Source organism: Endozoicomonas sp. G2_2 (assembly GCF_017744135.1).
Lineage (GTDB): Bacteria > Pseudomonadota > Gammaproteobacteria > Nevskiales > Salinisphaeraceae > Salinisphaera.
The window spans coordinates 125,784-140,142 of the sequence record NZ_JAGHQU010000009.1 but is presented as its reverse complement, the minus strand read 5'-3'; the positions used below and the strand labels follow the sequence as shown (position 1 = coordinate 140,142).

Below are 14,359 nucleotides of genomic sequence, written 5' to 3'. Positions count from 1 at the left end.
GGCCCTTTGCCGGCTGACACATACCCCTCGCATCACGCGCCGCCGGCTTCGCGGCAGTGATCAGGTGGAGCGCTCTCCCGATTCGACATGCACCGCGCGTACCTCGCAATCGAGGCGCCCGCGGGCCAGATCCACGCTCAGGCGATCACCCGGTACTACTGTATCGGCCGATCGTACGACATGAGCATGATCATCGCGGGCGATAGCATACCCACGTTCGAGTGTTTGCAACGGGCTGACCGCATTGAGCGCGCGCCCGGCGTTTCTGAGTTGCTGGTCGGCGTTGTGCAGGCGCGCGCGCATGGCGGTTTCCAGGCGCCGGGCGAGCGTTTCGCGCTGCAGCTGCGCGGCCGCAAGCCGGCGTTGCGGCGATGCCTGTTCCAGTCGACGCCCGAGGGCGGCGACGCGCTCGGTTTCGCGATCGAAGCGCCGCTGCATCGCGCGGTGCAGCCGCTGTTCGGTCACGTCAAGCCGCTGCATCGGCACTTCCAGGCGCCGGCGCGGATGCTGGCGCGCCAGCCGCGCCTCGAGGCCGTTCAGCCGTTCGCGCGCGGCCTGCAGACGCGCATTCATGCGGGCGTTCAAGCGCTCGGCGATCCGGGGCAGGGCGGCTGCCTGGGCGGTCAGGTCCGGGCACACCAGCTCGGCGGCAGCTGAGGGCGTAGCCGCGCGCATGTCGGCGGCGAAATCAGCAATGGTCACGTCGACTTCGTGGCCCACCCCGGAAACCACGGGCACGCGGCTGGCCACGATCGCGCGGGCGACGTTTTCGTCGTTGAAGCTCCAAAGATCCTCGAGCGAGCCGCCACCGCGTACCAGCAGCAGCACGTCGCAGTCGGCACGCGCGCTGGCCTGCGTGAGCGCGTTCACGATCGCGGGCGCTGCCGCATCGCCCTGGACCGGCACCGGGTAGACACGCACCGCGCCGAGCGGAAAACGCCGGGAAACCACACTGAGCACGTCACGGATTGCCGCGCCCGTGGCCGACGTGATCACGCCGATACGCGCGGGTGCTACGGGCAGGGCGCGCTTGCGCTCGGCCGCGAACAGGCCTTCGGCATCGAGCCGGGCCTTGAGCTGTTCGAAGGCTCGACGCAGCGCGCCGTCGCCTGCGGGCTCCACGTGCTCGACGATGAGCTGATAATCGCCGCGCGCGGCATAAAGGCTCACGCGCGCCCGCAGGCGCACCTGGTCGCCGTCGGCCAGCGGTGTGCGGATCAGCCGCGCCTTGCCGCGGAACAGCGCGCAGCGAACCTGCGCATCGCCATCCTTGAGGCTGAAATACATATGCCCCGACCGGGGCCGCGCGAGGTTGGAAATCTCGCCCTCGACCCAGAGCAGGCCATAGCTGTGTTCGAGCAGCTGCCGCACCGAGGCGTTGAGCTCGCTCACGCTGAACACGATGCGCGAGTCCTGGCCGGGGTTCGAAGAGGCGCTGGTCATGGAGCGTTGGGCTGTCCTGGCAAAATCGGCCGCCGCGGCAGGCGGTGGTGTTCGGTTTAGGCGTTGCGCACCGCGCGACACATGCGTGCTGTCGCGCAGTATGGCGCGAATCCGCCGCGTATCGTCTCACGCTGCGATCGCGTGCTCGCCGCGTGCCTGATCGCGACGCGCTCCGCTCAGCCCCGAGGTGCCGCCGCGAGCGCGCTGGCGGCGGCCCGAAAGCGCATCGGCAAACCGGCGAGGGTGGCCGCGAGCGTGTATGAAACGATCCGGGCTTCCTTTATAATCCGCGGTCTTTGCGGCGGCGATACGGCCACGTAAAGCCGCCCCCTGCCGGCGAGCCTATGACCCTGAGAATCAGCGAGCAAGCCCTGACGTTCGACGACGTCCTGCTCCAGCCCGCCTATTCCGACGTACTCCCGCGCCACGTCGACCTGTCCACGCGCCTGACCCGCAACATCACCCTGAACCTGCCCCTCATCTCGGCAGCGATGGATACGGTCACCGAGGCAGGCCTGGCGATCGCGCTGGCCCAGGAAGGCGGAATCGGCATCATCCATAAATCGATGCCGCCCGAGATGCAGGCGCAGCACGTGCGCACGGTCAAGAAATACGAGTCCGGCGTGATCTCGGACCCGATCACGGTCGGCCCCGAAGCGACCATCCGCGAGGTGCTCGAACTCACCCGCCGCAGCCGTATTTCCGGCGTGCCGGTGGTGGACAAGGGCATTCCGGTGGGCATCGTCACCAGCCGCGATCTGCGTTTCGAGACCCGTTTCGATGCGCCCGTGACCAGCGTGATGACCCCCAAGGATCAGCTGGTCACCGTGCGCGAAGGCGCCGACCGCGACGAGATCCTCGGCCTGTTTCATCACCACCGCATCGAAAAGGTGCTCGTGGTCAACGACGCGTTCGAACTGCGCGGCATGATCACGGTCAAGGACATCCAGAAATCCTCCGACTTCCCCAACGCCTGCAAGGATGCCCAGGGCAGCCTGCGCGTGGGTGCGGCAGTCGGGCCCGGCCCGGAAACCTTCGCCCGCGTACAGGCGTTGGCCGAAGCGGGTGTGGATGTCGTGGTGGTCGACACCGCCCACGGCCATTCCTCCGGCGTGCTCGATACCGTGCGCCAGCTCAAGCAGCGCTTCGGCGATCTGCAGATCATCGGCGGCAATGTGGGCACGGCCGAGGGCGCCAAGGCGCTGGTCGAGGCCGGCGTGGACGCGGTCAAGGTGGGCATCGGTCCCGGCTCGATCTGCACCACGCGTATCGTCGCCGGCATCGGCGTGCCGCAGATTTCCGCGGTCGCCAACGTGGCCGCGGCGCTGGAAGGCACGGACGTGCCGCTGATCGCCGATGGCGGCATCCGCTATTCGGGCGATCTGGCCAAGGCGATCGCCGCCGGCGCCTATGCGGTGATGATTGGCGGCATGTTCGCCGGTACCGAAGAAGCCCCGGGCGACATCGAGCTCTATCAGGGCCGTTCCTACAAGGCCTATCGCGGCATGGGTTCGCTGGGCGCGATGAGCGGTGACTCCGGCTCGGCCGACCGCTATTTCCAGGACCCGTCCGAGGAAATCCAGAAGCTCGTGCCGGAAGGCATCGAGGGCCGCGTGCCGTACAAAGGCCCGCTCGGCGGCATCGTGCACCAGCTCATCGGCGGCCTGCGGGCGTCCATGGGTTACACCGGCTGCCACGACATCACTGAGATGCGCACCCAGCCGACCTTCGTGCAAATCACCTCGGCCGGTGTAAAGGAATCGCATGTGCACGATGTGCACATCGTCAAGGAAGCGCCGAATTATCGAGTGGATTAAGCACTGCGGGCGGCAGCTACTGTCGCCCGTTTCTCGCTTCGGGCTTTTGGGTCGTTTGGAGCATCGGGGCGAGTGGCGATATTCCTGAGCTGAAATCTCGGGTGTTTAGCTTACTGGAGCCGGTCGATTAGCTCGTGGTGCCGAAAAACGCTCGGGTTTTTGCTACGAGTGTCTGGATCAACGGTAGGGGGTTGATCGGCCTGGGGTTTCGCGCTGCAGCGCGAGTCACTTTTATTTGCTTGCCCAAATAAAAGTAACCAAAACAAAAGGCACCCTGTCTTGCGCCGATGCTACGCATCGGTGCCCTGCGCGGCTGCGGCCGAAAGAGGACAGCCGGAAACTCGCCGCGCTGCGCGCGACTCAAACATCCGGCTGTCTTTTTCTCTTTCGGCCTCCACTGCTCGGCGCTACGCCCAAGGGAGCCCAATACAGACGAAGACCGGCTCGCTGACGCTTCGCCAAGATCGCGTAGCGATCATTGGTCGGCGATGCCGAAGGCGAGTCCGACCGGAACGCAGCCAAACACCGCAATTTCTGCGTGGCAGCTGTTCCAACTCTGTTGCTGGGTAGGCCGCGCTGTATTCGGGTCCCGTCTGGCGCGACGAGAAGCGCAGGGCCGAAGGGTGTCCGGCGCACTGCGCCGGTGCGGCCAGCATGTCCGAGGATCGCCAAAGCGATCCGAGTTCTGGCCGCATCCCTTCGGACCGAGCATCGCAGTGCACCGGCGCGTTTCGCGCCGGCGCGCAACCCGGGTGTCTTTTTCCTTTGCTTACTTTCTTTTGGACAAGCAAAAGAAAGTGAGTCGCACAGCAGTGCGAAACAAAAGGTCCGACGAACTCGTGAGTGCGGTAAGACTCTTTGCTCGAAGTCGCCAGATCTGAAGCAAGAACCAGATCGGCTAGGCCCGTCCTACTGCGGGGCGCCCAGCGCGCCTGCTGCAAACGCGCTCAAACCTAAAACACAAACAAATGCGCAATCCCCACGATGATCGGAAAAGTAATCACCGTGCGAATCAGAAAAATCGCTGCCAGTTCGAAAATATTCAGCGGCACATTCGATTTCAGAATCACCGCGCCAACCTCCGACATATAGATCAACTGCGTGACCGATAGCGCAGCAATCACGAATCGCGTGAACTCGCTTTCGATCGAAGTGGCCAGGATCGCCGGCAGGAACATGTCGGCAAAGCCGGCGAGCAGGGCGGGCGCGGCCGCCGCGGCTTCCGGCACGTGCATGGCTTCGAGTACCGGCACCAGCGGGAAGGTGAGCCAGTTGAAGATCGGCGTGTATTCCGCGATCGCGATGCCGGTGGTACCGATCGCCATGATCAGCGGCAGCAGGCCGAACAGGATTTCGGCATAGGTCGTCGCTCCGTCGCGCAGCAGCTGGCCGAAGCTCGGCGAGTGCGCGGCGCGCTTCATGGCGCGCTGCAGGCCCCAGCGGAACAGCGACAGCCCTTCGCCGCTGTCCGCCGCCACCTGTTTGCCGGTCGCCGGCCAATAGTCATCACGCTTGCGCGACAGCGGCGGCAGGCGCGGCACGATGATCGCGGCGACCAGCCCCGAAGCCGTCACGGTGAGATAGAAGGGGATGAACAGATGCCCGATCTCGGTGAAATTGGCCACCAGCAGCGCAAAGGTAATCGACACGATCGAGAAGTTGGTCGCGATCACGGCCGACTCGCGCGCCGAGTAATAGCCTTTTTCGTACTGCTTGGAGGTGATGATCACGCCGACGGTGCCATCCCCTAGCCACGAGGCGGTCGCGTCCACCGCCGAGCGCCCGGGCAAGCGAAAGATCGTGCGGAAAACGCGGTGCAACAGCGTGCCCACGAACTCCATGCCGCCGAAATCGGTCAGCAACGGCAACAGGAAGGATGCGAACAGGAAAAACGCCACGAGCGCGGCGATCACGTCGAACAGCACCACCTGGCCAGTGTTCTCGCCTACGATCCATTCCGGGCCGACACCGAATAGCGTCATCGCAGCGAATACCGCGCCCACGATGCGCACCAGCACGAACGGCGTGCCGATATCGAACAGGGACGCGAACAGCCCGCCCGGCGTGCGGCGTGCGGCGTGCGCGCGTGTTGGTCGCGTAAATCGACAGCAGGGCCGAGGCCGCGAGCACGATGCCGGCGATTGGCCCGAGCCAACCCTCCATGAGCGCGGCCAGCGCGTTCGACAGAATCGCCAGGCCGATGGTGATCTTGCCGTCCTCGAACATCGGCGTGAGAAACGCCAGCACGCCCAACAGCGAGGGGATCGCAAAGCGCAGGAACAGGCGGCGGTCGGAAGCGGCAGTTGCGTGTGCGCCTGCCGTCGAGGAATCGGAATCGGCCATGGGTTGTCCGTGGGCGTGGTCTTGTTGAAATGGGGACGCCGCGACACGCCGGCCCGGATAAAAGCGGTGCCGCGCGCTGCGATACAGCGCGAAAAATCGCGTCGTCGGGGTGATGCGCAGGCGTGTCGAAAGCCGGGCGGGCCGCAGGCCGCCTGTCATCAAGGCGTTATTCTATCGGGCCGCGGGGTACACGCGCGAGCGCTGCCGAGCCGCCGACGATTCGGTATCCTGCGCGGCTTAGTAACTTGTTACTAATCCAGTCCATCAGCCGAGCACCGCACCGCGCATGACCCAGGATATCCACGCTGAAAAGATCCTCATCCTCGACTTCGGCAGTCAGTACACCCAGCTCATCGCCCGCCGCGTGCGTGAGGCCAATGTCTACTGCGAAATCTACGCCTGGGACGTCACCGACGAGCAGGTGCGCGCCTTCAACCCGAATGGCGTCATTCTCTCCGGCGGCCCGGAATCGGTGACGGCAGAACAGGGCCCGCGCGCACCCAAGGCCGTGTTCGAACTCGGCGTGCCGGTGCTCGGCATCTGCTACGGCATGCAGACCATGGCCGCCCAGCTCGGCGGCGAGGTGGAAACTTCGGAGCAGAAGGAATTCGGCTATGCGCGCGTACGTGCCCGCGGCCATTCCAGGCTGTTCACCGATATCCAGGACCACGTCAACGACGAAGGCCACGGCCTGCTCGACGTCTGGATGAGCCACGGCGACCGCGTGGCCACGCTGCCCGATGGCTTCAAAGTGATCGCCACGACCGACAGCGCGCCGCTGGCCGGCATGGCCGACGACGATCGCGGCTACTACGGCATCCAGTTCCACCCGGAAGTCACCCACACGCCACAGGGCAAGCGCATCCTCTCGCGCTTCGTGCACGAGATCTGCGGCTGCGGCGAACTCTGGACGTCCGAACACATCATCGAGGATCTGGTCGCGCGCATCCGCGAACAAGTCGGCGATCAGCGCGTGCTGCTCGGCCTGTCCGGCGGGGTGGACAGCTCCGTGACCGCCGCGCTCATTCACGAAGCGATCGGCGACAATCTCATCTGCGTGTTCGTGGACAACGGCCTGCTGCGCCTGCATGAAGGTGACGAAGTCATGGCCACTTTCGCCGAGCACAAAGGCCTGAACGTCATCCGTGCAGACGCGGAAGACCAGTTCATGAACAAGCTCGAAGGCGTGGAAGACCCGGAAGCCAAGCGCAAGATCATCGGCAACACCTTCATCGAAGTCTTCGACGCCCACGCCGCCGAACTCACCCATATCGACTGGCTGGCCCAGGGCACCATCTACCCGGACGTCATCGAATCCGCCGGCTCCGCCACCGGCAAGGCGCACGTGATCAAGAGCCATCACAACGTGGGTGGCCTGCCGAAAGACATGAAGCTCGGCCTGGTCGAGCCGCTACGCGAACTGTTCAAGGACGAAGTCCGCGAACTGGGCCTCGCCCTCGGTCTGCCCCGCGACATGCTCATGCGCCACCCCTTCCCCGGCCCGGGCCTGGGCGTACGCATCCTCGGCGAAGTGAAAAAGGAATACGCCGACAAACTCCGCGCCGCCGACGCCATCTTCATCCACGAACTCCGGGCCGCCGGCTGGTACGACCAGGTCAGCCAAGCTTTTGCGGTCTATCTCCCCGTCTCCAGCGTCGGCGTCACCGGCGATGGCCGCCGTTACGAGCACGTCGTGGCCCTGCGCGCGGTCGAAACCATCGACTTCATGACCGCCCGCTGGGCGCATCTGCCGTACGAACTGCTCGAACATGTTTCGTCACGGATCGTGAACGAGGTGAGCGGGATTTCGCGGGTGGTTTATGACGTGACCGGGAAGCCGCCGGGGACAATTGAGTGGGAGTAGGGCGACGGTTGTCAGTTGACAACTGATGTCCTATGGCAGATATTGGGGCTGTCGGATGACGCGCGATTTCAGGCATCCAGACAAAGCGATAGAGCAGGCCGTTGCGCACGCAGAAGCGCACGGATAGCGCATCCAGAAGAGTCGCGGCCATGCCTGGGGCCGGCTGTTTTTGTCCGCATAACGATAAGGACTGTCGCTGCGGCGAGTTCTGTATCACGAGTGTCTGGAGCACGCCGAGAAATCCCGAAGCACATGCTCGCCAGATTCGGCGGGTGGTCGATAAATGCACGGGCGGCGCGGAAGACTTCAATTGATCAGTTGGAGGCGGTCATGGAATACATCTTCACGCTCAAATATCGTTTGAATAGCCACGACGGTGACGATGAAGCATTGGTCGATCGACTGTTCGAAGCCGGCTGTGACGACGCGCTTCCGGGTATCGGCCATTCCGGGCGGCTCGCGCTCGAGTTCGCACGCGAAGCAGAAAGCGGGGCCGCCGCGCTCGAAAGCGCTATCGCGGATGTTCGAAAAGCGCTCGATGACGCCCAACTGGTCGAAGTGCTGCCGGACTACGCCGGCCTCACCGATATCGCCGAGCACGTCGGCATGTCCCGCCAGAACCTGCGCAAGATCGCTACCAAGCGCGGCGCGACGTTCCCGGCTGCGATTCACGAAGGCAACCCATCGCTTTGGCATTTGTCGGATGCCTTATCCTGGCTTGCCGATCATGGCTATGCGGTGGATGCCGCCACGCTCGAAATCAGCGCTGCGGCGCGTGAACTTAACACCGCCATTCAGGCGCGTCGCCTGTCGAAGGAGCGTTCGCGTGAACTGGACGCCTTGATGGCGTAGGGGCGTAGCGTGCCCGCAAGCGTGTGACGCTGACAACCACATAACGCGGTGTTACTTTATTAGCACCACGCGTTTTACGGTGCCAGTCATGTCCACCACGTCGTTAAAACTTCCCGACGAACTCAAAGCGCGGCTACGCACGGTCGCGGAAGCACGCCATACCAGCGCGCATGCGTTCATGCTGGAATCACTCCAGAACGCCGTTGTAGCGGCCGAGCAGCAACTCGCTTTTCTCGCCGATGCCGAGGCCGCGTACGAACAGATGTGCGAAAGCGGCGAAGGCTACGATGCCGCGGACGTCCATCGTTATACCCGTGCGCGTCTGCGCGGTGAATCGGTAGAGCGTCCGCAGCCGAAACTGTGGCGCGAATAATCTATGCCGCCCGGGCTTTGGCCGATCTCGAACGAGTCACCGAATTTCTTCTCGAGACCGAGCCGGATGCGGCGTCGGAAACCGTGGGCCTCATCACTACGGCAATCGAAACGCTCGAAGATCACCCGCTCATTGGGCGCGCGTATTCGCCCGACATTCGCGAACTGGTTATTTCACGCGGCCGAACCGGCTATGTCGCGTTGTACCGCTTTTTGCCGGCACGGGACCTGGTGGCCATTCTGTCGATACGGCATCAGCGGGAAAGCGGTTACTCGGTTGACGAACCAACGAGTTGAAAGTCAGATACCGGGGATAACGTGAATGTGGCAACGCAAGATCTGACCCCGACGTTTCAGTTGTCGATCGATTCCTTGACCTGCTGGTGCAGGTTTTCCTGCAGATCCTTGCGTGCGATCGGGCCCAGCTGCGTATTCTCGTCGGCCGGGTCGCCGAAGCTGATCTGCTGCATCTTCTCGACGTAGGCGTCGCGGAAGCGCTCGTAGACGGCGTCGACTACCACGAATCGTTTCGCTGCGACGCAGGTCTGGCCGTTGTTGTTGATGCGGCCGGTCACGCAGGCGTCGACGGCCTTGTCGATGTCGGCGTCTTCGAGCACCAGGAAGGCGTCGTTGCTGCCCAGCTCAAGCACCGTCTTCTTTAGATGTTCGCCGGCCGCCGCGGCGATCTTGCGGCCGGTGGCGGCGCTACCGGTGAACGTCACACCGCGCACGAGCCGGTGTTCGGTCACCTGACTGGCCTGATCCTCCTGGATGTAGAGGACGTTGAACACGTTCTCCGGCACACCCGCCTTGCGGAAGATCTCTTCCAGCGCTTCGGCGCAGCCCCACACGTTGGGCGCATGCTTGAGCAGCACGGTGTTGCCCGCCATCAGGTTGGCGATGGTGTAGCGGATCACCTGATAGAACGGGAAGTTCCACGGCTGGATGCCGAAAATCACGCCGATCGGCTGGTGGGTGACCAGCGCTCGGCCGCCGGGCAGGTCGCGCTCTTCGTCGGCGAGCACGCTGGCGGCGTTGTCGGCGCTGTAATCGCAGATGCCCTTGCACAGATCGAGTTCGCCCGGCGCCTGGCCGATGGGCTTGCCCATTTCCTCGGTCATCAACGCCGACAAGCGATCCTTGTCCGCGACCAGCAGTTCGCCGATCTTGCGTATCAGCTCGCCGCGCTCGTCGAACGAACGCTCTTTCCAGTCGAGGAAGGCTTCGTGCGTCTGTTCGATCTTCTGTTGAAGTTGTGCATCCGAAATCGTCTCGAATTCGCGGATCACCTGACCCGTTGCCGGGTTAACGGTCTTAACGCGGTCCGTCACAATAGCCTCCTTGCAGGGCTATGAATGAAGTGGTGACCCAGCATAGTCGGCATGGGCGGGTTATGCCGTATCGGTTCTTGTCGATTTCTTGCCTGATCGTCCAGTGGCGCGTTGCGCGGGCCACCTCACGTCGGTTGGCCCGCTTCGGGAGGGCGCGCACCTCAGCCTGCCGTGCGTTCGCATGCCCTGCCGCGAACGTGAAGTGCTGGCCGATCTCGGCCGCTGCCGGTACGCGGTGTTCAGGCGAGGCCATCGCGAATGCCGGGTGGACCGTGCGGCATGCGGGGCAGCGAAAGCAAGCGCGGCGCAACGGCCGGGCGGCGACGCCGCGGCGGTCGTACTCGCGTCGGCGTTCAGTCCTGTTTCGATGCGCGTTCGCCGGATTGGATCTGCTCCTGGCGCTTTTGCTGGCGAAAGCCATAGGTGGCGTTACGAACGGTTTCATCGCTCTCGAGGCTTGAGCCCAGTGCACCCGCGACCGTCGCCACCGAGCTGGCCAGCCAGGCCAGGGCGGGAAACGAGCCTGCCGTGGCCTCGTGGCCAAGCGTCTTGCCGAGCAGATCCCCGGGCACGAAAAGAGCGACGGCGAGGAGAAACAGGGCGAAAAGGGTGGCGTAATAGCAGAGCACGCCCATTGTCAGGGTGCCGATCGTCGCCAGATTGTACAGTCGGCGCAGCGTCGTGGAATTGGCCGCGTGACGGGGTTCCCAGAGCCGGTGGTCGATGATGATCCAGGCAACCATCGCGCTGATCGAAGTCAGCATCAGCAGGACAAAACGCCAGGGCTCGTAGGCGTCGCTCAAGCGCCACAGCGAGGGAAACACCAGGCCGTAGGCGCCCGTCGCGAACGCGACCGCGATGATGCCTTTGAAGGCGGGAAGAATCGTCCACGGACGATTGGCGCGTATCATGCCAGCCAGCAGGCGACAGCGGGCTCGGCGGGGCTTCGCCGCCACGAAGCGAACATCGATGTTCTCGTTGTCCGGCCGAACGCGCCGGAATGGGGCGAATCGCTCCATCAGACGCGAGCCGACCAGCTGGCGCGAGTTGTTGTTTCTCAACCCGTGTGTACTGTATCGGCGTTGGCGGCTCTGCACGTGGTCCTGTTGCCGATCGCGTGCTGCATCCGAACTACCGTGATGAAGCTCGTTCAACAGATGCAGCAAGGCTTCGCGCACCCGACGGCGCAGCGGCGCCGCGCCCAGCGCCGGCAGCGACAGAAAAGCCACGCCGCGCGCTTCGCTGGCTTCAGCGATCGTCAGTTCGGCGCCACGGAAGATGGGCAGGTCCGTGAGGCAGAGCACATAGTCCCAGCCGCGCCGTTCGCCGATCGACGCCGCGTTGGCGACCAGTTGTTGCGTATCGTCGCGTGCGCCGATTACCGGCTCGGTCACGGTATCGACCTGCCAATCGCAACGGTCATCGATGTAACGTCCTAGCAGCGTTGCCATTTCGGGCAGGACGAGTTCGACGATGCGCTCGGGCAACTCCGGCGCCGGGATCAGACCAACGACACGCCTGATTTGGGGCGGATTCGCGGTCGTGGGTGCACGCAGCGTCATGGGCGGTCGATTCGGTCGGCATGGGGCGGCGTATTCTATCCTGCGGCGACCTGGCACGCCGCTGTGCGTCAAAGCCCGACTTCGGCTCGGTGCCGCTCGAAAGGAAGGGTAGGTGAACAAGCCGGCTGTGGCGGTGGCGGCAACGCCGGTCGCGCGTTCGTCTCGGGCGATGGCGCCGTATGCACGCCCGAACCCGCCGACGATGGGCCTAACCGTGCGCTTGCAGCCCGTCGGGCCGGGTTGCAAGCGCCGCCCGCGGCTTGGCTCAGGTGTCGTTCGTGGCCGCGGCCGGTGCGCTGGCCCGGGTGAGTTCGATCGCGATGCCCCAGGGGTCGTGGCGGATCGCCGACGCATCCGTGTGTTCGAGCAGGTCGCCGCGGGGCGTAGCCAGGGTGAGGGCGGCGAGACCGGTCGTTGCCGGATCGCGCGGGGTCGCGCCCTGGCTGTTCCAGACGTTGGCGGCCAGCTGGTGGTGATAGCCGCCGGTGGCGAAAAACGTCGCGCCGGGCCGGCGGTGGGTGACGGCGAAGCCGAGCCCGTCCCGATAGAACGATTCGGCCGTGACGGTATCGCCGACCTGCAGATGCACGTGCCCGATACGGGTCGCCGCCGGGGCGCCGCGCCACGCGGATCGGGCCTGGCCGAGCAGGTCGTCGACGTCCAGCGGCTCGGTGGTCATCTCGACCCAGCCGCCCTGGCGGGTCCATTGTTCGCGCGGGCGGTCGACGTAGACTTCGATGCCGTTGCCTTCCGGATCGTGCAGGTACAGCGCTTCGCTGACCGCGTGATCGGAGGCGCCGGTGATCCGAGCGTCTTTCTGGGCGAGCGTATGACGCAGCCAGGCGCCGAGGTCGGGTCGGCTCGGCAGCAGAAAGGCCGTGTGGAACAGCCCGGCGGCGCGCCGGCCGGGGCGTCGTGCGCCGGGATCGGCGCGCAGCCGCAGCAACGCTTGATCGCCGGCGCCGAGCACGTGTTCCGCGCGATCGGTCGCCAGCGGCTGCAAGCCGATCGCCTGTTGATAAAAGCGACTGACGGTCGCCAGATCGCGGACGACGAGGGTGACGTCGGCGACCGAGAGCGGGGTAGCCGACAGGTCATTCGATGGGCTCATGACAATCTCCGATGGGCCGTCTGCCTTGCGTGCAGGCGGCGTATGGATTGGGCGGCCCGGCCGGCGATGGCGCGGCCGAGGCGGTATTGGCCTTGCCTAGCCGCGGTTCGGCAGGCGATAGGACGGCATCAGCGCATAGCGACCGTCGCCGGACAGCGCCAGCGCGAAGGCCGTGAGCGAAAGAAAGACCGGGTATTCCCAGCCGCCGTTGGGGCTGGCGAACATCCAACCGTTGCCCAGGTGGGGAATCGCCGCGAAGGCCAGCTCGATGGCCAGGATCAGGGCGACCCAGCGCACCTGTACGCCGAGGATCAGCAATGCGCCGCCGAGCAATTCGACGGCCGTCACCGGATAGGCCAGCCAGCCGGGAAAGCCGACCGAGGCAAAGAACTGGGCGGTGCCGGGCAGCGTCCAGACCAAGAGCTTGGTCAGACCGTGGGCGATGAACATGATCCCGAGGCCCAGGCGCAGCAGCGTGGGGCCCAGATCACGCACGGACGTTGCGGCCGCGGTATCGGCCCGATGGGTATGTGTCAGCGTTGCAGACATGAGGGACTCCTGTGGAACGCCGCGCTAAACGGGACAGCGGCGATTGATTCCTAGTTTATTGATTCTTATAAAAGGATAAACATGCGATGATAAAAATCACTGTTTACGTTTTGGAAACACTAAGGGATCTATCGTGGATACGCTGACGGCCATGCAGGTGTTCGTGGAAGTCGCGCAGCGACAAAGCTTTACCGCGGCCGCCGAGCACCTGGGCATGTCGCGCTCGGCGGTGAGCAAGCACGTGGCGTTTCTGGAGCAGCATTTTTCCAGTCGCCTGTTGCAGCGGACCACGCGCCGGCTGAGCCTGACGGAGGCCGGGCGCGACATGCGCGCGCAGGCCGAAATCATCCTCGACCAGTTCAAGCAGCTCGAGGGGGCTTTCCAGCACGCCGGGCAGAGTCCGCAGGGACGGCTGCGAATCAACGCGCCCTATGTTTTCGGGACCGTCTATCTGGGCTCGCTGCTGGCGGGTTACCAGCAACGTTATCCGGACGTCGAGCTGGATGTGGTGCTGGCGGACCGACGCGTGGGGCTCGTCGAGGAAGGGTTCGATCTGGCCCTGCGCATCGGCGAGCTCGAGGATTCGACGCTGGTGGCCAAGCGACTGGGCCTGTTGGGCATGACGGTGGTCGCGTCACCGGCGTATCTCGCCCGGCACGGTGAACCGGCGCATCCGCGCGAGCTCGCGCAGCATCAGTGTCTGACCTACAGCTACGCGCGGCACGGGCTGGAGTGGCCGTTCTGGGACGGCAGCCGTTGGCTGCGCGTGCGCACGCGCCAGGGCCTGCGCGCGAACAGCGGCGACGTGCTGCGCGATATCGCGATCGCCGGCGGCGGTATCACCGTCCAGCCCGATTTCATCGTGGGCGACGCGCTGGCAAACGGCGCGCTCACCGCGTTGTTGCCGGATTACCCGCCACCGCGACTGCCGCTGTACGCGGTGTATCCCGAGCGCACGCTGATGCCGGCCAAGCTGCGCAGCATGCTCGATTATCTGGAAGGGGCGTTCGACGCGTTGCGCGATAACCAGACCGGCCTGATTCGCCGGCCCGGCAAGCCTGATGCGCCGGCCGGCGGCGCAAGCCGGGCGTAGCCGGCGTTCCGGGGGTGCGCGC

Annotated in this window: 13 protein-coding genes; 7 read left to right on the top strand and 6 right to left on the bottom strand. The window is 64.8% G+C overall.

From position 1 onward, the window contains the following. Positions 1 to 60: 60 nt before the first annotated feature. Positions 61 to 1,443 (bottom strand): exodeoxyribonuclease VII large subunit, encoded by a 1,383-nt coding sequence (gene xseA, locus J7355_RS12370; RefSeq protein WP_209063160.1) that lies wholly within the window; start codon positions 1,441 to 1,443, stop codon positions 61 to 63. Positions 1,444 to 1,524: 81 nt separating this feature from the next. On the opposite strand from xseA, the gene J7355_RS12365 reads away from it, so the two are divergent. Then, positions 1,525 to 1,764: a hypothetical protein gene (locus tag J7355_RS12365; protein ID WP_209063159.1), complete on the top strand. Its 240-nt coding sequence runs from the start codon at positions 1,525 to 1,527 to the stop codon at positions 1,762 to 1,764. Positions 1,765 to 1,787: 23 nt separating this feature from the next. Further along, positions 1,788 to 3,260, top strand: a complete 1,473-nt coding sequence (gene guaB / locus J7355_RS12360; RefSeq protein WP_209063157.1) for an IMP dehydrogenase — start codon at positions 1,788 to 1,790, stop codon at positions 3,258 to 3,260. A 953-nt stretch (positions 3,261 to 4,213) separates the two neighbouring features. Here the strand turns inward: guaB and J7355_RS12355 are convergent. Then, entirely contained in the window at positions 4,214 to 5,278 is a 1,065-nt protein-coding gene (locus tag J7355_RS12355; RefSeq protein WP_209063155.1) for a YjiH family protein, read from the bottom strand. Between the two features lie 611 nt (positions 5,279 to 5,889). Here J7355_RS12355 and guaA point away from each other — a divergent pair. From guaA to J7355_RS12335, 4 genes are all read left to right on the top strand, one after another. Continuing rightward, on the top strand, positions 5,890 to 7,467 hold the full coding sequence (guaA, locus tag J7355_RS12350; protein ID WP_209063153.1) for a glutamine-hydrolyzing GMP synthase: 1,578 nt from the start codon (positions 5,890 to 5,892) through the stop codon (positions 7,465 to 7,467). A gap of 330 nt (positions 7,468 to 7,797) precedes the next feature. After that, complete coding sequence (locus J7355_RS12345) at positions 7,798 to 8,319, top strand: DNA-binding protein (RefSeq protein ID WP_209063150.1); 522 nt, start codon at positions 7,798 to 7,800, stop codon at positions 8,317 to 8,319. An 88-nt stretch (positions 8,320 to 8,407) separates the two neighbouring features. Then, positions 8,408 to 8,692, top strand: coding sequence for a hypothetical protein (locus J7355_RS12340; protein WP_209063148.1), 285 nt, complete (start codon positions 8,408 to 8,410; stop codon positions 8,690 to 8,692). A 17-nt stretch (positions 8,693 to 8,709) separates the two neighbouring features. Next, a complete protein-coding gene (locus tag J7355_RS12335; protein WP_209063146.1) occupies positions 8,710 to 8,988 on the top strand; it encodes a type II toxin-antitoxin system RelE/ParE family toxin in 279 nt (92 codons plus the stop codon). A gap of 56 nt (positions 8,989 to 9,044) precedes the next feature. Here the strand turns inward: J7355_RS12335 and J7355_RS12330 are convergent, their stop codons facing one another. The 4 genes from J7355_RS12330 to J7355_RS12315 form a co-directional block, all read right to left on the bottom strand. Further along, positions 9,045 to 10,022 carry an aldehyde dehydrogenase family protein gene (locus J7355_RS12330; RefSeq protein ID WP_209063143.1) on the bottom strand — a complete coding sequence of 326 codons (978 nt, stop codon included), beginning with the start codon at positions 10,020 to 10,022 and terminating at the stop codon, positions 9,045 to 9,047. Positions 10,023 to 10,375: 353 nt separating this feature from the next. Beyond that, positions 10,376 to 11,584 (bottom strand): hypothetical protein, encoded by a 1,209-nt coding sequence (locus J7355_RS12325; RefSeq protein ID WP_209063141.1) that lies wholly within the window; start codon positions 11,582 to 11,584, stop codon positions 10,376 to 10,378. A gap of 265 nt (positions 11,585 to 11,849) precedes the next feature. Continuing rightward, entirely contained in the window at positions 11,850 to 12,695 is an 846-nt protein-coding gene (locus J7355_RS12320) for a VOC family protein (RefSeq protein ID WP_209063139.1), read from the bottom strand. Between the two features lie 96 nt (positions 12,696 to 12,791). Continuing rightward, positions 12,792 to 13,244 carry a DoxX family protein gene (locus J7355_RS12315; protein ID WP_209063138.1) on the bottom strand — a complete coding sequence of 151 codons (453 nt, stop codon included), beginning with the start codon at positions 13,242 to 13,244 and terminating at the stop codon, positions 12,792 to 12,794. Positions 13,245 to 13,377: 133 nt separating this feature from the next. Between J7355_RS12315 and J7355_RS12310 the strand changes: the two genes are divergently transcribed. Continuing rightward, positions 13,378 to 14,337, top strand: coding sequence for a LysR family transcriptional regulator (locus tag J7355_RS12310; protein ID WP_209063136.1), 960 nt, complete (start codon positions 13,378 to 13,380; stop codon positions 14,335 to 14,337). Positions 14,338 to 14,359: the final 22 nt, after the last annotated feature.

Coding starts and splice junctions, on each gene's coding strand:
- J7355_RS12325 (WP_209063141.1), bottom strand. CDS start 11,584: ATGACGCTGCGTGCACCCACGACCGCGAATCCGCCCCAAATCAGGCGT.
- guaA (WP_209063153.1), top strand. CDS start 5,890: ATGACCCAGGATATCCACGCTGAAAAGATCCTCATCCTCGACTTCGGC.
- J7355_RS12345 (WP_209063150.1), top strand. CDS start 7,798: ATGGAATACATCTTCACGCTCAAATATCGTTTGAATAGCCACGACGGT.
- J7355_RS12340 (WP_209063148.1), top strand. CDS start 8,408: ATGTCCACCACGTCGTTAAAACTTCCCGACGAACTCAAAGCGCGGCTA.
- guaB (WP_209063157.1), top strand. CDS start 1,788: ATGACCCTGAGAATCAGCGAGCAAGCCCTGACGTTCGACGACGTCCTG.
- J7355_RS12315 (WP_209063138.1), bottom strand. CDS start 13,244: ATGTCTGCAACGCTGACACATACCCATCGGGCCGATACCGCGGCCGCA.
- xseA (WP_209063160.1), bottom strand. CDS start 1,443: ATGACCAGCGCCTCTTCGAACCCCGGCCAGGACTCGCGCATCGTGTTC.
- J7355_RS12320 (WP_209063139.1), bottom strand. CDS start 12,695: ATGAGCCCATCGAATGACCTGTCGGCTACCCCGCTCTCGGTCGCCGAC.
- J7355_RS12365 (WP_209063159.1), top strand. CDS start 1,525: ATGCGTGCTGTCGCGCAGTATGGCGCGAATCCGCCGCGTATCGTCTCA.